Below are 23,137 nucleotides of genomic sequence, written 5' to 3' on the forward strand. Positions count from 1 at the left end.
GAACTCCATTTTACTTTTCTCCAAAAATCTTTACATCATCAACCATAAAAGCACCATTAAGTGTTTTATCTTTTCCAGATCCTATATATCTAAAACCGATATGAATGTTTCCTGAATAAGATGATAAATCGATACCGCCTGAACTTATAAACTGGCGCGCAGGAGTTGAAAGCAGCGGAACCTTTGCATCCAGTTTCGTCCATTTTGCTTTGGTTACATTTGAACCGTCAAAATTCGTTGAAACGTAAACTTCAAGTGTATTTAGAGGCGAATCCACTTTTAAATCATGTTGCGCACTTCTAAAAGACAATACCGCATTCTTATATCCTGTTAAATTAATTTTTGGAGAAACCAACCAGGCAATATTTTCTGCAGCTGTTGTGCTTGTCGTATTAAACTCCGCATAGCCATTTCCTGCATAAACGATACTTTTCCATAATTTTGTTGCTTTTTCTACAATATTACTCCAACCTGGAAGTGCAAAATTAACATTGTTTTTAACTGTTTGAAAATCTTCGGAGAAAAAGGGAGTATTTCTTTTTCCATTCATTACAACATCATTTTCAGATCGTACCATCAATTGATAATCTGAACCAAATTTGGTTAGAATCCCTCTTACTTTTCCACTTCCCTCTGGTACAAAATGATCTGCAAATTTTGCATAACTGCTTGTTCTAAATATAATTTGATTTCCCGTTTTATCACGCAGATTCCAGTTTGTTGATCCTCCCACATTATTTGATTCTTCAAAATAATGTCGATCAAGAGCAGCTTCTGTAAATTCTACATCATTGAACTCAACTAATGTATTTAATTTACTGTCAACAAGTGCTTCTTCTATAGAAAGTGACTCTACTAATTGGTTTTCATCAATTATAGTACACGAGGCATTTAATACATTCTTAAAGTCATTCTGAGAAATTCTGCCAATTGCAGGATCTCCTGAATTGCTAACGTATAAACTTCCTATTCTTAAACCTCCATAATACAAATCCGTGAATTGATTTTTGAGTTTCACATAAACTTTGTTCCCCAAACGATAATCAATATAAGTGTTCGAAACATCAACTGGAACACTAAATCCCACTGCAGGACTGTTAGCTGTTGCTTTTGTTTGCAGTGAAATGGTTTTAAAAAAGTTCCCTCCTTCGTCACTCGATACTACATAAGCTTCAATAATATCATCATATAAATATTGCTTTGCCGCACTGCTTGAAAGTTCGTACACCTTTTCGACTGTTTTATTTACTGTAAAATCAGGCTGTGTACAAACTAGTTTTGGGGTTTCAACTTCGGTGCTGCAACCTAAAACAAATACCAGCAATGACGCAAAAAATGAGTTTAGAATTATATTTTTCATGATAAATAAATTTTCGTTTATAAACCTATTGTGAGATTTAAGAAATAAGTTCTGCCGTATCCATAGTAATATTTTGGTCCAAAAGAAGGCGTTCCGCTGGATACATCTTGATTTAAGGCTCTAAAGTTTGCATTCCGCGCCTGCTCAAAACCGCCTGTTTTATACATTGAATTCAAAACATTATTGACGCTGGCAAAAAGTCCGATATATTTTTTATGAACCCTCCAAGATTTTCCTCCATTAATATTTAATAGGCTTACAGGATCAAACTTTTCTTGTTTTAATAATTCATTTCCTCTTTCAGATGTTGCTTCGGGAAAAGGAAATCCATTTGCGGGATTAATGTAGAACTGAGAAGTTCGAGAAATTGGAGAAACATCAATATAATTATCTGTCAAATAGTTTATATTAGTTCCAATCCACCAGAATTTAGGATCACGATATTCTAAACCAACCGAAAAGGCGCTTTGAGGTGTTCCAGATTGTTTGTAGTTTTTAAGATAGGCGGAGCCAAAGTCAAATGTAGTTTGTACTCCATCTTTTGCTGCATTTGCATCATTTGTAATCGATACATATGGATTACTGCTGTAAACGTAATTACCGTAAGCAGCACTTAACGTTGTTTTTAATGTTGATGAGATTTGGTATTCAAAACTCAACTCTGCTCCAGTATTTTTTTTATCTAAATGTGTTAAAGTCTGACTTACAAAAGCATCTGTTGCATCATAACCTGCTCCATTACCAAAAATTCCTTCGGCATAAAAAAAAGACGTTTTTGACGTGTTTTTAATTAAAGTATAATAAGCCGTTAATCGCATTTTAAGTTTTGGAGAACTATACGCATAATTGGCTTCGGCACTGCTAATGTTTTCACTTTCTATTCCGTTAACTATATTATTATTTAAACGTGAATTTGAAAATGTATTTCGAAGAGACGGCGCTCTTGTAAGATGTGCTCCATTAAAAAACAACCATTGTTTTCCCGAAATTTTATAGGTGAAACCTCCTTTGAAGCCAAAATTCTCAAAATTTACTTTCTCACTTTTTCCTAAAGAAGCAGTGGCATAAATTCCGTTTTGATACAATCCTTCTCTTTGATAATTAGACACTGAATACGATTGTGCCAAATAAAACTCGGTTTTATTATAAGAAAATTTAAACTGTGTAAAGGCATCGATTGTATTGGCTAAAAAATTATAATTGTAACCAAAAATATCACCTTCTTTTACCTGCCTATTTGGGTTCTGTAAATCAGATTGAGAAAAATCTCCTTTGTAAAATGGATCAATATCTTCAAAATATTTACCGCCAAGAAGATCTAGTAAATATTGAAAATTATGCGATTTTAAATTTCGATACGTAACTCCTCCATCAAAAGCAATATTTGGAGTAATCTGGATATTTAGGTTAGAATTTGCCGCAAAAGTTTTATCATCTGTTCTGTCTTCATATAAAATATAATGACTTTGCGCTGGTTCACAACCATTTTGCCCCAGTTTTTGATTTGCCAAATAAATGGTATTCCAATCTATTTGGGAATTTGCCAAAAATATGTTTTTACTTTTGGCAGCATTTTCATAATCTGGAGTAAATTCACCTGAAAACTCTCCTTTATCTTTTGCATAAAGTGAACTAAAATAACTTGGCATTTTTCTATAATAAACTGGATCGGGACTATCTGCATTTTGGTAATCAATAGTACTATTTCCAACTTTTCCAAATTGATACATAAGACTGGAATTCAGGTTTGTTTTTTCATCTATTTTAAAATAATGATTAAGCATAAAAAGAGGTTCTTCAACCTTTTTCGCTCTTGCATTTCGCTTTTTCCCATTCTGAAATCCCCAATACGAATTGTATGTTTCACCCTTTAAACTTGTTACTTCGGTTGTATTTGGAGAATTTTTCCCGCGGGAATTTGGCGTATAAAATCCTGTAAAATTGAGAGAATGCTTATTCCTTAATTTCTTTTCGACGCTCATAAAAAAAGAATCGGCATCAAAATTTGTTCCTTCAAAATAGCCTTCGTCCGCCCATCTTTTACCTCCTGAAACCACATAAGCCCAGCCCGAAGCACTCATTCCTGAAGCATACGTTGCAATTGCTCGTAAACTATAAGTTGTATTACTTCCTGAAAAGGTAAGCTGTGATCCTTTTCGATAAAGAGAAGCTCGTGTAAAAATCTGCTGCGTTCCTAGAATACCTCCAAAAGTATAATTTGAAGCTGCTGTTCCAATCGAAAAATCCTGATTGCGAAGCACATTATTTAATCCGCCCCAATTGTTCCATTGCGGTCTGCCGTCATAGATTTTATTCATTATCACTCCGTTCAGCATCATGGTGCCATTTTCGCTGTCTAGACCACGAATCCTAAATCTTGCCTGACTCCAATTAAATGCTGAAGCCTGCATAAAAGCATCTTTTGAAGATTGCAAAAGCCCCGAAGTCATTTCAGATGAGCTGTTATCATCAGATAAATCACTGTCTAATAAAGTTATCAAGGCGGCTGGAACTTCATCTGAATAAATATCTTCTAACTCTAATACGCCGAGATATATAATCTGACCAAAATTTGAGTGAATTTTAAGAAGTAAGTCTTTGCAGTCTTGACTGTGAATCAAAAGCAGTTGTTCTCCTTCTATAGAAGAATGCAGTTCAAATTTGCCGCTTTTTGAAGTAAGTTTTGTTATTGAAGAATTCTGAATACTTACTACAACATTCTCAAGAGGATTCTGCGTTTTAGCATCAATAACAACACCTCTAAAGATTGTTTCTTGTGCAAAAGCAAAATTAAAAGACCATAAAATAAAAAAGACAGTGTATTTTTTTACCATTAAAATTCCAATTTACTTTGAAAATTGTTTTCGGATATTAATCCTATTCAAAAAATAAAATTGGTTTTTGGAAAAGAGTTTTGTCTTGTAGATAATACAAACAACAAAGAGTTCAAATATAGATAAATTATTGCAAAAGAAAATAAATTCTTACAAAATTTAAAGTCTACATATCAATTTGTGCTGTCTTAAGGCAAAAATATTTAAGCTGTTGTTCTAATTTTAGAAACCATGAAGGCAATAAGAACACCAAAGATCCCGATAAAAGCAAAAGAAAACTGAAGTCCGAAGTTTTGAGCAATATGTCCGATAACTGGCGGCCCCATTAAAAAACCCAAAAAGCTAACGCTCGAAACAATTGTTAATGCTTCGCCAGGCGGAACCGTAGGATTTTTTCCAGCCATACTATAAACTGTGGGAACAATAGTTGCTACACCTAAACCAACTGCCATAAAGGCAATTGTACACGGAATAATATAAGGAAGGAAAACTGCTGTAAAAAGTCCCGCAGAAATTAAGATTCCGCTAATTTGCATTACACGTTCACGACCAAATTTATTGATTAATCCGTCGCCTAAAAATCTTCCTCCTGCCATCATAATCATAAATGAAGTATATCCTAAAATAACTAATGGTCCGGGCGCTTTTACTATATCTTTAAAGTAAACACCACTCCAATCAAACATTACTCCTTCACTTGCCATACTGCAAAATCCAATTACGCCAAGCCAAATTAATGCGCTGTCTGGTTTTGTAAACAGCTTTTTCTTTTCGGCAGTATGTTTAATTTTTTCTTTGGCTTTTACCAAAAATTTAAAATTGAAAGCGACCATTAAAAGTACTACGACTCCCACAATAAGAAAATGATGTAAAGGTGTTAAATTTAAGGCTAACATTCCTAAACCTACTAATGCTCCGGTAAATCCCGCAAAACTCCACATACCATGAAACGACGACATGATTGTTTTTTTAAAAAGAACTTCGGTATAAACACCTTGAGTATTAACAGCAATATTTGCCAAGTTTCCGAATAGTCCAAACAAAAATAAACCTAACGACAATTGCAGCGCTGATGTCGCCAGCCCTAAATTAGCCAAACATAAAACATACATAATTAAAGAGAATACCAAAACACGGTGGCTTCCAAATTTAGTAACCATTTTACCAGAGAACGGCATGATTATTAACTGTCCCATTGGTAAGGCAAAAAGAATAGATCCCAAATCGCCTTCGGTTAAGTGCAAAGCGGTTTTAATATCTGGAATTCTGCTTGCCCAAGTTGCAAAACTTAATCCCATTCCAAAATAAAACATTCCAACAGCAAAACGAATTCGGTTCAGGTAAGAAGCTTTTGCTTCTCTAAAAACTTTCTTGATTTTTCCTTTTGTCTGGAATAATTGTAATGGATTGAAATTTATCAAAATGGATACTTTTTTAGGTTTGACAGTATAAAAGTACAAAAAGAGATTTTATTGACCGCCAAACCCTACTAGTTCTACAAGTTATAACGTTGTAGTTTTATAAGTTGAAGCCATAAATTGTTTTTAACACATAAAAACATTCATTTTTACTAAACTCAAAGAACCATATTGAATGCATCAAATCTTATAAGTTAATCGCTTTTCTCTCGGCATTACTTGCAATTGCTGCTTCGATAATCTGCATTACTTTTACACCGTCTTGTGCTGTAACAGGCTCTATTGTATCATTTGATATTGAATTAAAAACACCATCGAAAAAAGAGAAATAATTTCCTTGAAGAGTGGATACTTTTTCTCGAATTGCTTTTCCGTTAATTTCAGTATGAAGTATTCCTTGTAAATCTTCAGATTCAGTTCCCCATGTTTCTAAATTCGGCTTCTTGCCAATTTTTAATTCATCTTCCTGAACATCGCCGCGAGGTTTTAAAAAACTCCCTTTTTTTCCATGAATTGTATATGCTGGATTAGCTTCTCTAACAAAAAATCCTGCTTTTAAACGCACTCTAAAATCTTCATAAATCAATAATAAATCAATCCAGTCGTCTACTAAAGAATTCTCTCTTGTAATTCTAATATCTCCAAAAACCGACTTTGGAGAACCAAATAAACAAACAGCTTGATCTATAATATGAGGGCCTAAATCTTTTAGAACTCCAGCACCATCATTGGCAGTTTCTTTATGCGCTTTTGGGCTTAATAAAGGATTGTATCTATCGAAATGAATTTCGGCTTCTACCAAATCTCCTAAAACACCATCATGGATTACTTTTTGAACGGTTTTAAAATCGCTGTCCCATCTTCTGTTTTGAAAAACGGCTAGTTTTAATCCTTTTTCTTTTGCAAGTGCAGCAAGTTCTTCGGCTTCGGCTACAGTTGTCGTAAATGCTTTTTCTACGACTGCGTGTTTGCCCGCTAAAAGCACTTTTTTTGCATACTCGTAATGAGTTCCAACGGGTGTGTTTACAATTACCAAATCGACATCATCTGCTAACAAATCCTCGATTGAAGGATAACTTTTTACTTCAGGATAATCTGCCTGAATGAGTTTTTTACTTCTTTCCCAAGATCCCAATAATTCAAAACCGGGGTGAATATCTAAAAATGGAGCGTGAAAAACCTTCCCTGACATTCCGTATGATAATAGTGCTGTTTTAATTTTTTGCATGTTGCTTTAGTTTTTTTGCCATAGATTAATGTGATTAAAAAGGTTTTTCTTTTGCCACTAATTTCGCGAATTTACACGAATTATTTTAAGCTTTTAAACGCACCGATTTGTGCAAATTCGTGAAATTTGTGGCGAAAAAACTCAAAAAAATCCTTTCAATCTATGTAATCTGTGGCTAAATAAATTTATAGTTTAGCTCGTTCGTATTGTTTTGGCCAATGAATATCGTCGTTTAATGCTGCAGCGAAATCTAAAGGCAAATTAGGATTTCTTAATGATGCTCTGGCAAACAAAATTAAATCGGCTTGATCTTTATTAAGGATTTCTTCGGCTTGTTTTGCTTCAGTAATTAAGCCTACAGCACCTGTAAGGATGCTTGCTTCTTTTTTAACTTTTTCAGCAAAATGAACTTGATAACCTGGACCAACTGGAATTTTTTGATGTGAAACCAATCCTCCTGATGAAACATCAATTAAATCCACTCCTTTTTCTTTTAAAATTTTTGAAAGTTTTATAGACTCTTCAACATTCCAACCTCCATCTGCCCAATCTGTTGCCGAAATTCTAACGATTAAAGGAAAATCTTTTGGCCATTCAGTTTGAACAGCTTCTAAAATTTCAAGCGTAAAACGGATTCTATTTTCAAAACTCCCGCCATATTCATCAGTTCTAACATTTGTTAAAGGCGATAAAAACTGATGCAGTAAATATCCGTGTGCTACATGAATTTCTAAAACTTTATATCCAGCTTCAACTACTCTTTTTGTTGCTGTCTTAAAATCAGTAATTATTTTTTGAATTCCGTTTTGGTCTAAAGCTTCTGGAAGAAATGGTTCATTATCATGATACGGAATAGCGCTTGGTGCAACAGTCTGCCATCCGTCTTGATCGAAATTTAATTTTTTATTGCCAAGCCACGGAGCCGAAACACTTGCTTTTCGTCCTGCATGCGCCAATTGAATTCCTGGAACCGAATTTTGAGAAGTAATAAATTCTGTAATTTGTTTTAGTTTGCCAATATGTTCCTCTTTCCAAATTCCAAGATCGGCAGGAGAAATTCTAGCTTCTGGCGAAACTGCTGTGGCTTCCTGAATAATTAATCCGGCGCCTCCGCTGGCACGACTTCCTAAATGAACCAAATGCCAATCGTTTGCAAACCCATCAACAGCAGAATACTGACACATTGGCGAAATCGCAATTCTGTTTTTTAAGGTTATACTTTTAATAGTTAAAGGAGAAAATAATTGTGATGCCATATTTGTAACTTTTAATGGTTTTGTGCTACCAATTAAAATGACAGCATCATAAAACGTAAAGTTACGGCATCTTGTTAAAATGAGAAATTGAAATGTTTGTTTATTAACAAACATTTAAAGCAGATTCTGTTTTCTCCACAGATTATAATACTCTGATTTTTGATTCAATAAATCTAAATGATTTCCAGATTCAACTATAGTCCCTTCTTTCATTACTAGTATTGTATCAGCATTTGCAATTGTACTCAAACGATGTGCGATAACAATTATAGTTTTCCCTTGTTCTTTGAAGCTGTCAATTGTATCTTTTACAATTTTTTCTGAGTTAGTGTCTAATGATGATGTTGCTTCATCCATTAATAAAATTTCTGGATTTTTATACAATGCTCTAGCAATTGCAATTCGTTGTTTTTGTCCTCCAGAAAGCATTGCTCCATTTTCACCAATTTGTGTTTCAAAACCATTTGGCAGTTTTTCAACAAAATCGGTAATGCCTAATTGTTTCGATAATTCTAAAATCCTTTGAACATTTGGAAAAGAATCTCCTAAAGCAATATTTTCAATAATATTTCCCGAAAATAAATTCAGTTGTTGCGGAATAACGCCAACCATTTTTCGTAAACTTTGATAATGAATAAATTGTGTATCAAAACTTCCAATGTAGATTTTCCCTTCTTTTATCGGATAAAGATTTTGAAGTAATGAAATTAATGTTGTTTTACCACTGCCGCTTTCGCCAACTATAGCGGTTGTTTCATTCTTTTTGAATACTGCATTGAAATTTTTAAAAACCTCTGCACGGGAACCATAACGAAAAGAAACGTTTTCGAATTTTATATCGCCCAAACTCTCCTTTTGCAGTTCTATTTTATTTTCGGTTTCCTCCCTTTCCAAGTCCATAATTTCAAAAAGCCTGTCTGCTGCAATTAATGCATTTTGTGCCGTTTTATTCATCCCAATTAATGAAGCAACTGGCGAAGTAAAATATCCTATTAAAGCATAAAATGAAAATAATTCCCCCGGAGTAATAGCCCTGTCAATTACATAACCAGAACCTATCCACATTAAAACTATTGTAAATGCAGAAGCCAAAAATTGTGTTGAACTTGTAGCAAAAACAACATTCAAACCTGATTTATATGTTGTAAACAAAAGTTTTACAAATTTATTTTCAGTTTTTAGATTGGAAAATCCTTCTATTCCAAATTCCTTTACAGTTCGAACATGTGTAATACTTTCGACTAACTGAGTTTGCAATTCAGCAGCGTTTTCCATAATGTTTCGCTCGACTTTTTTGTTGAATTTATTTAGGAAAAAATAAATTATAGCATAAAATGGAATGACAAGAATAATGACCAAAGCTAATTTCCAATAATACGTAAACATCAATGCAAATGAAAAAATGACAATAAAAACATTTACAATCATTTCAATTGCAGTTTCATTTATAAAGGATCGAATTTTTACAGCATCATTTATTCGAGATGTGATTTCTCCTATTTGCATAGTATCAAAAAATCGCTGAGGCAAATGCAGTAAATGTTTATAATAACCCAAGATTAATCTGGCATCAATTAACTGTCCCGTTTTCATTACAAAAATGCTTTTCTTTGAACCAATATAAGCTTGCAGCAGGATAATTACGATCATAGAAATACTTAGTAAATTAAGTAATTTTCTATTGCCGTCAACCAATACGTAATCTGTAATTTTTTGAATATAAATAGACATTGCCAACCCTAAAACTGTAAATACTATGGCTCCAACTAAAGCCTGAATTAAAATAGTTTTATGCGGCTGAATTAAATTCCAAAACCGTTTTATAGACGAAGTTTTTTCATTTACTGCTTTAAAATCATCATTTGGAGCAAACAGAATTAATACGCCTGACCATATTTTCTGAAACTCTTCAAAACTATAAACTTCTATTTTGCCAAAACCCGGATCCATAACCGTGATTTTAGACTTTTCTACTTTATAAATGACTACATAATGATGCAGTTGTTCTTTTGTAATAATATGAGCAATCGCAGGAAGCGGAATTTTATCTAATGAATCTAAACCCCCTTTCACTCCTTTTGCCGTAAAACGCATTTTCTCTGCTGCCTCAATTATCCCCAGCACATTTGTGCCGCGTTTATCTGTGTTGGCGTATTGACGTATTCTTGCTATAGGCAGATTAACTTTAAAATGGTTTCCAATAGATGCCAGACAAGCTGCACCACAATCTTTAATGTCATGTTGTTTTATTTTTATTGAAGCCATTTATTTTGTTTTTGATATTTGTTTTGGGTTTAACCAATCGTCAATTTTATCAAACAACAATTCGAATAAACTTCTGCGTGTAATTACATATCTTGTAGTTAAGGTCATGCCTTTTGAAACATCGGTTTTATAACCTGATTTTAATTGTAAAGTTTGTGAATCCAGAGCGCAACGGACTTTAAAAAATGCCTGATCACCCTGCATCGTAATATTATGATCAATATCGATAACTTTTCCTTCTAGCAATCCCCATTGATTATAATTGAAAGCATCTAACTGAAATTTTACTTTTTGGTTTTTCTTTATCAAACCAATATCATTTGGAGAAACATTACTCTCAACAATAAGATGATCTGGCGAAGAGATGCTGGCAATAGATTGCGAAGCATTTATAAAAGAGCCTTTTTGAATTCCTGAAAAGTTTTCTATAGTTCCAGAAATTGGAGCCAGAACAACATAATTATTGGATTCTACATTTATTTTAGAAATTGTACCGTTAAGATTCTTCAAACGATCTTCTAAATCTCTTTTTTGATTTTCCCATGTCGATTTTTGTTGACTTATAAAACTTTGCAACGCTTGTTTAGTTAAGCGTAACTCATATTCAAGTTTTTCAAAATCTGCCTTAGCAATAATATCCTTATCATAAAGAATTTTATTGCGATCATAATTTATTTGCGCTTGCGAAATTTTACTTTGCAACTCATTTTTTCCCGATTGAAATTTGAATAAATCTTCACGTGCTGTAGAGGTCTGCAATTGCGAAGTTTTATTTTGTAAAAGATTTGAAATATCTACTAGCAAGGAAGAAGTAGAATTAAATAATGTATCCTGAGTTCTTTTATCACTTTCAAGATTTTCTTTAGATATTTTTAAAAGTGTATCACCCTTTTTTACAAAATTATTATTCTTTAAAACTATCCAATTAACTTTTCCACTAACAATTGTTGTAACGGGAACATTTTCTGTTTTACTGCGGATTATTCCACGACTTTGACTGCTAATATCAACTTTTATTAATGGTAGTAATCCTAAAAAAATAAGGATTGCCAAAAGAATAATAAAGTAAATTGAAAAACTTTTTATTTTGTTTTTTGCGATAAGGTTTTCAAGCGTATTTATTGGGTCTGAGCTAAAATTCATTTTTAAATAAAAAGAATATTCTCTTTCTTATGTTTTTGGAAAGAGAATATTCTAAAAAAAATTATTATTATTTACTTCTTGAAATACTTTTTTTAGTAATCACATACACAAAAAAAGTAACACCTGTTGCTGCAAATACACCAGATAAAAATGATAAAACATGATTTTCAGGATATTTTCTCATTATTATTATAATAGAAAAATATACAAGTGCCGAAAGAAAAAGAAAGATTTTTTTCATAAACAACTTACATTAAAATTATTTTTTTCTAAAAATTGAAAAAATGCTTACAACCACACTTAAGGCAATTACTATTAATAATGGTGTTGATACTAATTCTCCTTTTCCATTCTCTTGCGCCATGGTTTTTCCTAAAATATAAAACCCCATATTGCTTGCAATTAAAATCGATACAAAAAAAACTGCGAATCTTTCTGATGATAATTTTTCCATTTTTCCAAAATTATAAACACTTAGCTATGTTCAATATACAGCTTAGTGTTTGTTAAAACATTAATATTCTATTTACCAGTAATATATTTTAAATCTTTTTTAGCACACTCAGTACCTAAATAATAACAGAAGACTGCAACAAATAATGCCAAGAAACATGCTTTAATAATTGCTTTTTCTTTCATAAACTAGAATGTTAATAAATTATGTTTTACATCATATTTAACACAAGCTGTCCCAAGTTTATAGCAGAAACACTAAAGTAAATGATATCCTAGCGCAAGTGCATCTAATACGATAAAACCTTCTACAAAGTAACATTCCATTTAGACACAATAATTTAGTCATAAAAATTCTTCCTTCTACATCTGACACTAAAATTTTTCCGAAAACAGAAGGATCTATTTTGCTTGTGCTTAAAATCGATACAAAAATTAACAGATTTTTTATTAATGAGTATAATAATAAAATCCCTTTCCTATTGTATATCCAACAAAAAAAAGAATAGCAGTCGCCAGTATTATAGCAAAAACCAATTTCAATTTAGGCTCTTTCTCAAAAAAATCCTTACTTAAAATATTCATTTAATAATAATTTTAAAATTAATAACTTAACCTTTTTGAATAGATTGGAACTGTTTTAATTCAGTCCCAATCTATTAAATTACAAAGTATTAATGCATATAATAATATGAGGTAAGTTCTTGTTTTAGTCTTCATCTAATTACTATATATTAGTAAAATAACCATAGGCAACTCCTAATAACCATATTCCAACAGTTGCATAACAAAGCGGTCCAAATCCTGCCTCAATTCGAACTAATTCTTTTAATTCAATTGCTTCAATATTATTTACTTTATTATTACGAACTTGCCAAATATTTTCCATATGCCTTACCTTTCTCAAAAATCCATGAAACTCCTACACAAGACTGGCCAACTCTCACCCTCAACTTCTTGCACTTCATAAGTAGTACTAAGCTCAACCAAATTCAATTCAACTTCTGCTTTTCTAATTGCATATATTCCTATAAACAGTCTTATTTTTAATATAAATTTTAAAGAAAAGAGTCCTGATTTATCAAGACTCTCCTTAATTTTTAAATAAGCATAGCAGGTGGATTTAATAAATGTTCGCGAAAGCTTCTACTTCCAGAACTTCCTCCTCCATAACCAAAAGCAACATCCATCCACCAACCGATACTTGGCCAACCTCCAGCTTCAATTTCTTGCATTTCAAAAGCATTTAACTCTACCAAATTCAATTCTTCTAAATTCATAACTTTAAATTTTAAAAGGTTAATTAATAATTTTAACAAAATCATTTTCTCGAGAATTACTTTGTTATAGCAAACTTATCATAGTTCCGTCTAATAAAATTGGACGGAAGTTTGTCCCTCCAAAAATTTCTCTTGATTCATCATTCGTAATGATTTTAAGCGAGTAGTTTAATAATAACTCAAAAGGAGTTTCATAATAAAAACTCTGTCGTTTTTTACAATACCTTATAGGAGCATCCAGTTCTTTTATTACATCTAGCTCATTGTACAGCTGACTTCTGCTTAAACTTAATTTTCTGGCAAAAACACTTGGAGTACCCGTTTTCTCGGAACTAATTAGTTTATGTATCTTTTTAATCCTTTCAATTTGTTTAATAAAATTCATAATGCATCGTATAAAAAAATATTAAATAAACTGTTTTATAAGAATCTGAAATCTTTTTTATCATACAATATCAATCAACTCAATTCTTAAGAAAAATGAATATATGTTGAAAAAATATAATATCTAACCTCAATAAGTTTTTTAAGTATCACAATAAGACATTTGTAACATTGTTATCAAATGAGATACTAATTATAAAGACATCAAATAAATTCTCCTTGATTTAAAAGAAGAACATTTATTAACAAACATTTAAAACCTTAAACGTTATCTTGCGGTCTTAAATTAAAATAGAAAACGCTACTTTTGTGCGTTAAATACGAACTAAAAATAAAAAATGGATATAGTTATCAAACTCTCTCAATTTCTATTGAGTTTATCTTTACTTATTATTCTTCATGAATTAGGGCATTTTATCCCTGCAAAATTGTTTAAAACAAGAGTCGAAAAATTTTACTTATTTTTTGATGTTAAATATTCGCTTTTAAAAAAGAAAATTGGCGAAACTGAATACGGAATCGGATGGTTACCGCTTGGAGGTTACGTAAAAATCTCTGGTATGATCGACGAAAGTATGGACAAGGAACAAATGGCTTTACCTCCACAACCTTGGGAATTTCGTTCTAAACCGGCTTGGCAGCGTTTGATTATTATGCTTGGCGGTGTTACCGTAAACTTTATCCTGGCATTTATTATCTATATAGGAATGGCTTTCGCTTATGGAGACAAGTATATTGCAAATACAGATCTAAAAGATGGTATTCTAATTGAAAACCCTGCTATGATTAAAACCGGTTTTAAGACCGGTGACAAAATTATTTCGATTGATGGAAAAACAGTTGAGAATTTCGACAAAGACATGAACATAAATATCATCATGGCAAAACATGTTTTAATTGAAAGAGACGGAAAACAACAAACGCTTACAATGCCTACCGATTTCATTGACCAGCTTTCTAAAACAGAAAAAGGACTTCTTGTTGAGATCCGTACGCCTTTTGCAGTTGGAAAACTAACTGACGATTCTCCAAATCAAAATTTAAAACCAAAAGATATAATTGTTTCTCTTGATGGTCAAAAAATTAAATATTTTGACGAGGCAAAAGCAATTTTAGAAGCTAATAAAGGAAAACAAATTCCCGCTGTAATTTTACGTGATCTAAAAGAAACTCCAATTACATTAAAAGTTGGTAATGATAGTAAATTAGGTATTTTTCCTGGTGGTTTGGACATGAAATCATTAGAGAAATTAGGCTATTATAAAATCAGTAAAAAAGAATACGGTTTCTTCGAATCTATTCCAGTTGGTCTACAAAAAGGAAAGGATCAGTTAGTAAGTTACGGAAAACAATTGAAGATGATTTTTAATCCTGAAACAAAAGCATACAAACAAGTAGGTGGTTTTGCGGCTATTTATAACATTTTTCCAAGTTCTTGGAGCTGGGAAACGTTCTGGTCAATCACAGCTTTATTGTCAATTATGCTTGGAGTAATGAATTTATTGCCAATTCCGGCACTTGATGGCGGTCATGTGATGTTTTTATTATACGAAATGATTAGTGGTAAAAAACCGAGTGATAAATTCCTTGAAAACGCCCAAATGGTTGGCTTCGTACTACTTATAGCGTTGCTTTTGTTCGCAAACGGAAACGATATTTACAAGGCAATTATGAAGTAGAAAAAAAAATTGAGAAAAAGAGTTAAAATATTTTTGAGAAACTAAAAAATCGATTATATTTGCACTCGCTAAAAAGAGCAACAACTTCCTCCTTAGCTCAGTTGGTTAGAGCATCTGACTGTTAATCAGAGGGTCCTTGGTTCGAGCCCAAGAGGGGGAGCAACTTTTTTTAGCAAACAAATTTACCTTTAAGGTGATTCCTCCTTAGCTCAGTTGGTTAGAGCATCTGACTGTTAATCAGAGGGTCCTTGGTTCGAGCCCAAGAGGGGGAGCTTAAAAAAAAGACGATCAAATTGATCGTCTTTTTTTTGCTTTAATACTTTATGCTTTATTTTTTAGCTAGTTCACTGTTTCCGTTTTTGCTTTCAAACAACTTCATCATTTCTTCAGCTTTTTCTATTTCACTTATTGCTTTTAAAGACTGGGCATATCTAAAATAAAATACTGCCTCTAAATTTGCCTCAAGATCAATGAGCTTAGAATAGTACTTGGCTGCTTCTTCGTAATTATCTTCAAAATAAAACTTATCAGCCACTTTTTTAAGCATATCTACAGATTTGTATCCTTTATCTAAAACATGGGCATAAGTGTTTAAAATATTTATGTTTGCCGAGTTCTCTGTGTACGCTGGCGTAATTACCTCCACTTTTATTGGTTTAATTTTTTGCGACATTGTATCAACAATAGCTTTCGAAGGCAAAATCATCTCTGTTTTTCTAACTTTTGCCTTTTTGTATATTGGAGTAACAGTCCTTGTATTATTTGGTCCTAGATCGTTTGTATATACCATATCAAGCTTCGAGACTTCATATTTAGTTGTTCTTTTTCCAAACGGCATATTTATTACTTCGACAACCAAATAAGAATCAATAACAAGATCTTCATTTGATTTGCTATCAACTTTTGACTGCGTTTTTCCAGTTCCAGCATGAGCAATAGTCTGCTCTATAGACTGAGCGTAACAACTAAAAGAAAAAACGCATACAATTACTCTAAAAAGCACTGTATTTGTTTTCATGATGAATTGATTTTGATTAAAAGGGTCGTAATACTATATAAAGGTACCGCATTACAAACTTTTTACTTTATTATAACTACAAACTACGTCAAAAAACGTTCAAATGCAGAATTACGCCCAAAAGCAGCAACAAAATAGTACAAAAAAAGCGCCGCAAATTCTATTACAGCGCTTTCTTATTTTTCTAAAAATTTGAATTAAACTTACACTCCTAACTTCTTAGCAATGTCAGTTGGGATTCCTCCTTTATTTACCATTAAGGCAGTAGTTTTATATTTTACGAAATTCTTAGTTACAAATAAGAAACCTTTATAATCATTTGTTTCTCCCCAAGAATTTTTTACGATATAATATTCTTTTCCTGTTTGATCTTTTGCAAGACCAATAATATGCATTCCGTGGTCGTCTGTAGTTGTGTAGTTATCAAATGCTGTTTGACGCATTTCTGGAGTGATTTCCGGTTCTGCTTTTGGTCCATTAAACATATCTGCTTTTTCTTCGGCCGTCATTTCATCAAATTTCTTTGTTGCAACGTATGCTACACCATTTTTCCAGCTGAAGCTTTTTTCGCTCACATCTGTCGCCCATGCAACTGTATATCCTTTTTTCAAAGCATTATCAATTACATCTGTCATATCGTTTACTTTTACGTTGTAAACCTGATCTAATGACCAGTTGTCTGGCACCATCATAGTAGTTTTTTGGTAATATGGAGATGTTGTAAATGATGACATTTCGATATACTCATCTGGATTAATTCCAACTACTTCTTTAGCGAAAGATTGTGGTGTGTAATTTTTTCCTTTATAATTAAAATTATCTGGCACTTTTCCTAAATAAGAATCAATAACAGCTGCATACGCTTTTTGCCAGTTTGGTGTTAATTCACCATTTGGGTTTTTAACTACCGCTGCAAGAACTGCTTCGATTAAAGCTCCCATTTCACCAAATTTATTTTTGTCTGTACCGTAGTTTAATCCTGTATAAACTTCTCTAGGAACAGTTCCGTATTTTTTGTACATATTGATTACATCGTGCAAAGCACCACCATCACCTAAAGAAATCGCTCCATGCATACGAACATAATTCACTCCTTTTTCTACATAAACATTTCTTGCAGAAAAAATTTGTGACAACTCTACTGGTTGTTTTCCTAAACGAATCATTTCTGATTCTAAGAATGAGTTTGTTGAATAACTCCAGCAAGTTCCAGATGATCCTTGAGATTTTACAGAAGTTGTACCTAAGTTAATTACTTCAGTGAATTTAAAGTTCTCTTTACTTTTATCACTTGCATTCAGCTTTAATGAATTTACCAAAATGTCTTGTGCAAAACAGCTGCTCACACCAACCAAAAATGCTGATGCAACGAAAACTGATTTCATCGTAATTTTATACATAATCAATGATTTAAATAGTTGACTAATTAGTAGCCTGTATTATATTTTTGTTACAAAACAATTAAATATTAAAGTATTTGTGCGAAACACAACTGTTAATTTTTTCTTAATATCTCTTATTATCAAAGTATTTATTACAAAAAGCCTCTATAGAGATGTCTACAGAGGCTTTTGTCTTAAATTTTTAAAAAGTAACTTCTTACATATATTTTTATCTTAACCAATTACTGCCAAAAACAATATAATAGGCCCAATCTTCTGGACCTCTTGCAACATCAACTCCCATTCTAAGCTTAAACTTTCTGGCTATCAAATATCTAAATCCTGTTCCGTAACTATACACTACTGGTTTAGCAAAAGCTTTATCCCAATCATTAAAAGCGCTGGCTACGCCGCCAAATCCCATTAAACTCCATCTTCGGTACAAATCCCATCGTAATTCTCCTTCGGTTACAATGCTGGTTTTGCCTTGGTATCGAGCGGCAGGAATTCCTCTTAAATTAATACCAGGACGAAGATAAAAAGGCGGACTTCCAAACGCTTGCTCTCCTTCTATCCTAAGCCCGCCAATTAATTTTTTAGTTAAAGGATAATAACCAATTGCCGATAAATTAACGCGCCAAGCATCATAATCACTGCCTATTGCATCATCTGACCAAAAAAAGTCTGACTGTAGTCTTATCCCTTTATCTGGTGTAAATATATTATCACGTCCATCAAACTGAATGGCTGCTCCAAGCTGACTTACTGTGCTTTTAATATCTCCGGGCTGAACAAATGGCGGGGGAATATTTATGTCTGGTAAATTTATTTTAGAGTTTAAAAAAAGATACTGCGGACCAGCACTCCATTTCGCGTTTCTAAACTGCTTTAGCCATTGTGTATAAAAAATAGTGGATCTGAAATTGAGTTTAAATTCCTGATCGCTTCCGTTTGGCAGATTGTTTTCATAAAATGATAAATTCATATCGCCGTAACCTGCCATAACACGGTATAATATTCTAGGTTTAACTAAAGTTGCTGAACGAAAAGCTCCTGCCATCCAGCTTTTATTTCCAGTATACATACCAATACCTCCTGTTATATCAGGATTTATAAATCTCTTTTTACCATTTTCATCAATTACCGGAGGGCGTTTTTTAAGAAAAATTGGCACTAATGCTCCTCCTATTCCTCCCAAAGCGGGTTCGGTAATAACAGTTGGTACTACAATAAAACCATGTGCGTAAATTATATAATCGCTTAAATCAAAAGCTCCATCTAGAGAATCTTTTACACTTATATGCTGTTTTTGTCCCATAATTGTATGACACGAAAAAAGACATATCGCAAAAATGAAAATTAATTTCTGAAAAAAAACTCTGTTTTTTATCGCGGGATCTGAATAGTTTTTTTTCATTTAAATTAATTTAAGATTTATTTTATAAATAAGCATCAACCATTTAACCTGCAATTAGTTTCTTAAACTATTCTTTTGCAAAGCTGAAGACATGAGCCAATGTTAGAAAAAAGGTATTTCCTTGAAATCTGTTTACGGCACCAATCTCTGAAACCCATCGTAACCCCGCTGTTGTTTTACAGCCAATATGAAAATAATTCACCTCGGCACCTATTGCTCCAACTCTGTCTTTGCTTGGTTCAAGCACCAAAGTTCCCGCCGGAATTTCGTCATGTGATACTTTATACTGTAAATAATAAATTAATCCCGCATTAAGTATTCCTTTGGGAGCAGTTTTTTCTGCATTCATCATATAAAATGTTTTGCCTAAACCGCCTTCAATACTTAAAATATCTCCCGTTTTTATATTAGTGTCTTTCTTTTTACCATTCATTTCGTAAGCCGCTAAAGCTGAAAAATGAAACGTTTTTTTATCATTAAAAAACAAAGTTGTTCCTGCCGAAAGTTCATTCATAAACATTCCAAGTCCGCTATTATCACTCGCTCCAAGTTCATATTTTCCTGTTGGAAGATATAATTGATAACTAAAAACAAAATCTGCTCTTTTATTATGCCAGCCTAATTGAATTGGCTGCACAAGCATATCTGTAAAAGCAAAAGGGCTTTTTGAATCGACATAACTGCCTTGAATAGTGTTTGACGCGAAAGCTAATAAGATTGTTGCTCCGTAATTAGCTCCTAAAATTTTGAAATCACTTACATAATTAGCTCCGACACCTGTAATAAACATATTGATATCTGGATTTGCAATTGATTTATCTCCATCAGAATTCCGTAAAGAACCTGCTTCATAAAAATACCCAGGCACATATAAACTCAAATTATTGGCTGGCGCCTGAGTTCCAGATTGTAATCCTGATGATCCCAGTATGTGCCCGCCTTTTAATTGCGAATGTCCTAAAAAACAAATAAATAAAAGAAGTAATGTCAGTGTCGATTTTATTTGTCTGTAACTATTAAATTTCGTTGTCATAATCTCTTAATTTAAATTTAGTACTACTTCAAATTCAATCTAGGCAGATAATTCTTTTTAGTTTGGAGACTGTTTTAAAAAATAGGAAGGTGACTTTTCAGGGCTAATTCTAATAACTCTAAAATATTCTGAAGGAGATTTTCCAGTATGTTTAATAAAAGCTCTAAAACAAGTTGTTCGGGATTTAAATCCTGAAGCCCATGCCATTCCTTCTAATGACAAACCTTTCCAGTCAGAGTCATTGATTTTTTCTTTAAAAAACTCAATTCTTTTTAAATTAATGTAGTCTTGAAAATGAAGATTAAATTCTGAATTAATTAAATTAGAAAGATTGTTAACTGAAATTCCTGTTTCATCAGCTACATCACGAATCACTAGATCCTTTTTCAAAAAGAGTTTTTTTGCATCAAATATGCTTTCTAATTTAGTTATATAGATTTGTTTTTTTTCTGGTGTTAACTCTTTTACAATAGGCAATGTGTTTTTTACTTCTCGAGATGCAACAGTAATTAGGCCGTCCTCAACAAAATCAAGAGTATCAACTGTACTTTTATCATAAAAAATATGAGGTGTAAAATAAAGCCACCCAACAGTAAAAATAAGAACCAATGAAATTAAAACACAGCAGGAAAAATCGACAGTACCTGCCTTGTTAATCAAAAAGAAATGCACAAAAAGAGTCGAGAATAAAAACAAGATCATCAAATTATAGATTCTGATCCATTTTAAGGTCTTTATTTTATGTAGATGATTGCCTTTAAATTTTTCTAAATCATAATTTAAAATCATCATGGTCTGACAAAAAGCATACATCAACCAAGTGCCTAAACTCAGGGTTGAGAAAGGACTGTTGACTTTGGCAGAAACATAAACAATAAAATTACTATCACTATAATTTCCTATCCATACTAAAACTGTCAGCAAAAAGTAAACAACAAATGGCACAAAATGCAGCCAGTCAAATTTTTTAAAAACGATTTCTGGAAACAATATACTTCTAACGTATAAAAATGCACTGGGAGCAGCCAGAAAAATAAATGATTTCGTAATCATAAATAAATCTGGAAAGGCTTTAAAAATATTTGCCGATAAATAAAAGTTGTAAATACTGACAACAGTCAGGCTAAACAAAAACAATCCTAAGAAAAAACTTTTTGAGTAGTTTTTCTTTGAAAACAGAACCATAAAAGAGGTCGCAAAACCAACAATTGCTGCTATAAAAAAGAAAATTGAAAGTACTATATCGGCCATACGCTTTAAGCTTAATATAATGAATATCTTCCTTTTTTCTTGAGTATCTAAATACTTAAAAAAGGGTTACGGTTTACATTTTCATAACAGCTGTACTTGTCCTAAACGAAAAGTACAGCTGTTATAAAAAATAAATTTCAAAGCTATTTTTTTGCTAAGCCGGGAGGAAATCCTGCTAATATTTTTTTAATAGAACTATTAATAAATTCTTCTGGATTATCTGGTTTATTATCTATTTCGGCATTTCCTATACCTTGCCAAACCAGTTTGTCTGTTTTTGTAGAAACTATATCAATGACTAATGAGCCGTCAACATAATCATAACTATTAAATGTTGTGTTTGCGCCGCCCATCATTGCACCGCCTCCCCAATATCCGTATGGACGATACATTCCGCCATATCCATAAAAATCTGTGTTAGCAGAAACTGAGGTTTTATTTTTTAAGATTGAAACAGCATTTACTTTTAAGTCAGGATTTGAACTTTCAGTAAATCCTTTTGAGATCATTTCAGCACGAATTGCTTTCGTAACTCGGTCAATATTTAGTTGGTTTACTTGACCTTGTTGTGTTTTTAAATCATAAACTGCAAAAGTTTTATATTCACTAAAATTTGCAGCGTGATCATAATCGGTTGTAACTTTTACTGTTGGGGAGCAGCTATAAAGTAAGCCCAATACTATCATTGGGATTATGCGAAGATTTGTTCTTTTAATATTCATAGTGTGGTATTTAAATTAATGATTAAATTAGTTTAACTTCAAATTATTAAAATTCCGAAAAACCTGAGAATGAACGTCTATATAACTCTTAAACTGTATGTTACCAATGTTAACTTTTCGTAAACAGCTTATTTTTACACTCTCAAAGATAAATTATTTTATTTAATTTAACATAATTGTTTGCAAAATATTCTTACTTATTTTTGCCAAACATTCATTTTCTAATACAACTTAAATTAGCAATTGAACCTTTTCTATTTACCTTGTACGACTACATAACTATCTTGGCCGTCTTTTGAAATTGGCTGATAGTAAACATTATTATAAATCATATATTTTTGCCCGTCTATTGTTTTCTCTTCAGATCCTTCCGGCAAATGTGAAACTATAGCTCCTACCGGCGCATTTACTACTTTATATTTTGAGGTGTCTTTAGTATAATAAGTTCCTCCATAGTAATAATAGTCAACACCCGACACATTAATAGTTACATAACCTTTCGGCAATTCAGAAATAGTTGCTCCCAACGGTGCTGGAACGACTTTGTAACCGCCTGAATCTTTTACATAATAAACTCCATCATCATAATTGTATTGATTATCCTCAACCGAAATCACAATTGCCGCTGTTGTTAATGTGGCTGCAAAAAAACCAATCGGATACCATGTTGGCCCCCAATAGTAAGGAACAAACGGATGATAGATGTAAGGATATGGCACCGGATAAGGGTGAAACGGCGGCGGAGGCAATGGTCTAGGATAAGGATGCGGAGGTATTGGTCGTGGTCCGGGCGGAATTGGACGCGGCCCTGGAGGTATTGGCCTTGGTGTGGGAGGAATTGGCCGTGGTGATGGCGGATGTATCGGCATGGGTCTAGGCATCACTGCGTGAGGTGTAAAATGACCAAATCGCTGTGCATTTGCAGATTCTGGAACAATCAGCATTATTACAAATACTACAACAGCAACAAATACTTTTATATGTTTTAGTAAATCTAATTTCATAATGATAGAA

At 32.6% G+C, this 23,137-nt stretch carries 20 protein-coding genes and 2 tRNA genes; 3 read left to right on the forward strand and 19 right to left on the reverse strand.

Features of this window, described 5'->3' with window-relative positions:
- Positions 1 to 10 precede the first annotated feature (10 nt).
- The 12 genes from ACHRV0_RS02315 to ACHRV0_RS02370 form a co-directional block, all read right to left on the reverse strand.
- Positions 11 to 1,360, reverse strand: coding sequence for a DUF5689 domain-containing protein (locus tag ACHRV0_RS02315; RefSeq protein WP_395439773.1), 1,350 nt, complete (start codon positions 1,358 to 1,360; stop codon positions 11 to 13).
- Between the two features lie 17 nt (positions 1,361 to 1,377).
- Positions 1,378 to 4,194 carry a TonB-dependent receptor gene (locus tag ACHRV0_RS02320; protein WP_395439774.1) on the reverse strand — a complete coding sequence of 939 codons (2,817 nt, stop codon included), beginning with the start codon at positions 4,192 to 4,194 and terminating at the stop codon, positions 1,378 to 1,380.
- Between the two features lie 203 nt (positions 4,195 to 4,397).
- Positions 4,398 to 5,615, reverse strand: coding sequence for an MFS transporter (locus ACHRV0_RS02325; protein WP_129023482.1), 1,218 nt, complete (start codon positions 5,613 to 5,615; stop codon positions 4,398 to 4,400).
- A 184-nt stretch (positions 5,616 to 5,799) separates the two neighbouring features.
- Positions 5,800 to 6,840 carry a Gfo/Idh/MocA family oxidoreductase gene (locus ACHRV0_RS02330; RefSeq protein ID WP_395439775.1) on the reverse strand — a complete coding sequence of 347 codons (1,041 nt, stop codon included), beginning with the start codon at positions 6,838 to 6,840 and terminating at the stop codon, positions 5,800 to 5,802.
- Between the two features lie 185 nt (positions 6,841 to 7,025).
- Positions 7,026 to 8,096 carry an NADH:flavin oxidoreductase/NADH oxidase gene (locus tag ACHRV0_RS02335; RefSeq protein ID WP_395439776.1) on the reverse strand — a complete coding sequence of 357 codons (1,071 nt, stop codon included), beginning with the start codon at positions 8,094 to 8,096 and terminating at the stop codon, positions 7,026 to 7,028.
- Between the two features lie 114 nt (positions 8,097 to 8,210).
- Positions 8,211 to 10,361, reverse strand: a complete 2,151-nt coding sequence (locus tag ACHRV0_RS02340) for a peptidase domain-containing ABC transporter (protein ID WP_395439777.1) — start codon at positions 10,359 to 10,361, stop codon at positions 8,211 to 8,213.
- Positions 10,362 to 11,504 carry an HlyD family secretion protein gene (locus ACHRV0_RS02345; protein ID WP_395439778.1) on the reverse strand — a complete coding sequence of 381 codons (1,143 nt, stop codon included), beginning with the start codon at positions 11,502 to 11,504 and terminating at the stop codon, positions 10,362 to 10,364.
- Between the two features lie 67 nt (positions 11,505 to 11,571).
- Positions 11,572 to 11,745, reverse strand: coding sequence for a hypothetical protein (locus ACHRV0_RS02350; RefSeq protein ID WP_395439779.1), 174 nt, complete (start codon positions 11,743 to 11,745; stop codon positions 11,572 to 11,574).
- An 18-nt stretch (positions 11,746 to 11,763) separates the two neighbouring features.
- Entirely contained in the window at positions 11,764 to 11,958 is a 195-nt protein-coding gene (locus tag ACHRV0_RS02355) for a hypothetical protein (RefSeq protein WP_395439780.1), read from the reverse strand.
- Positions 11,959 to 12,684: 726 nt separating this feature from the next.
- Positions 12,685 to 12,846, reverse strand: coding sequence for a hypothetical protein (locus ACHRV0_RS02360; RefSeq protein ID WP_395439781.1), 162 nt, complete (start codon positions 12,844 to 12,846; stop codon positions 12,685 to 12,687).
- 211 nt (positions 12,847 to 13,057) lie between these two features.
- Positions 13,058 to 13,237, reverse strand: a complete 180-nt coding sequence (locus ACHRV0_RS02365) for a hypothetical protein (RefSeq protein ID WP_395439782.1) — start codon at positions 13,235 to 13,237, stop codon at positions 13,058 to 13,060.
- A gap of 64 nt (positions 13,238 to 13,301) precedes the next feature.
- Complete coding sequence (locus ACHRV0_RS02370; protein ID WP_395439783.1) at positions 13,302 to 13,622, reverse strand: hypothetical protein; 321 nt, start codon at positions 13,620 to 13,622, stop codon at positions 13,302 to 13,304.
- 337 nt (positions 13,623 to 13,959) lie between these two features.
- Between ACHRV0_RS02370 and rseP the strand changes: the two genes are divergently transcribed.
- The 3 genes from rseP to ACHRV0_RS02385 all read left to right on the forward strand — a co-directional run bounded on the left by rseP (position 13,960) and on the right by ACHRV0_RS02385 (position 15,572).
- On the forward strand, positions 13,960 to 15,300 hold the full coding sequence (gene rseP, locus ACHRV0_RS02375; RefSeq protein WP_395439784.1) for an RIP metalloprotease RseP: 1,341 nt from the start codon (positions 13,960 to 13,962) through the stop codon (positions 15,298 to 15,300).
- Between the two features lie 86 nt (positions 15,301 to 15,386).
- Positions 15,387 to 15,460: transfer RNA gene (locus ACHRV0_RS02380), tRNA-Asn, on the forward strand.
- A gap of 38 nt (positions 15,461 to 15,498) precedes the next feature.
- Positions 15,499 to 15,572: transfer RNA gene (locus ACHRV0_RS02385), tRNA-Asn, on the forward strand.
- Between the two features lie 56 nt (positions 15,573 to 15,628).
- On the opposite strand, the gene ACHRV0_RS02390 is transcribed toward ACHRV0_RS02385, so the two are convergent.
- From ACHRV0_RS02390 to ACHRV0_RS02420, 7 genes are all read right to left on the reverse strand, one after another.
- Complete coding sequence (locus ACHRV0_RS02390; protein ID WP_129023493.1) at positions 15,629 to 16,318, reverse strand: tol-pal system YbgF family protein; 690 nt, start codon at positions 16,316 to 16,318, stop codon at positions 15,629 to 15,631.
- 203 nt (positions 16,319 to 16,521) lie between these two features.
- Positions 16,522 to 17,718 carry an aminopeptidase C gene (locus ACHRV0_RS02395; RefSeq protein ID WP_395439785.1) on the reverse strand — a complete coding sequence of 399 codons (1,197 nt, stop codon included), beginning with the start codon at positions 17,716 to 17,718 and terminating at the stop codon, positions 16,522 to 16,524.
- Between the two features lie 211 nt (positions 17,719 to 17,929).
- Positions 17,930 to 19,117 (reverse strand): BamA/TamA family outer membrane protein, encoded by a 1,188-nt coding sequence (locus ACHRV0_RS02400; RefSeq protein WP_395439786.1) that lies wholly within the window; start codon positions 19,115 to 19,117, stop codon positions 17,930 to 17,932.
- Between the two features lie 67 nt (positions 19,118 to 19,184).
- The gene (locus tag ACHRV0_RS02405; protein WP_395439787.1) at positions 19,185 to 20,150 is read right to left on the reverse strand and encodes a transporter; all 966 of its coding nucleotides are present in this window, start codon (positions 20,148 to 20,150) and stop codon (positions 19,185 to 19,187) included.
- 57 nt (positions 20,151 to 20,207) lie between these two features.
- A complete protein-coding gene (locus ACHRV0_RS02410; RefSeq protein WP_395439788.1) occupies positions 20,208 to 21,401 on the reverse strand; it encodes a helix-turn-helix domain-containing protein in 1,194 nt (397 codons plus the stop codon).
- 143 nt (positions 21,402 to 21,544) lie between these two features.
- Positions 21,545 to 22,123: a DUF4136 domain-containing protein gene (locus ACHRV0_RS02415; RefSeq protein WP_089053634.1), complete on the reverse strand. Its 579-nt coding sequence runs from the start codon at positions 22,121 to 22,123 to the stop codon at positions 21,545 to 21,547.
- Positions 22,124 to 22,377: 254 nt separating this feature from the next.
- On the reverse strand, positions 22,378 to 23,127 hold the full coding sequence (locus ACHRV0_RS02420; protein WP_395439789.1) for a DUF6515 family protein: 750 nt from the start codon (positions 23,125 to 23,127) through the stop codon (positions 22,378 to 22,380).
- Positions 23,128 to 23,137: the final 10 nt, after the last annotated feature.

Source organism: Flavobacterium sp. FlaQc-30, from assembly GCF_044005885.1.
In the GTDB taxonomy this organism is placed as follows: domain Bacteria; phylum Bacteroidota; class Bacteroidia; order Flavobacteriales; family Flavobacteriaceae; genus Flavobacterium.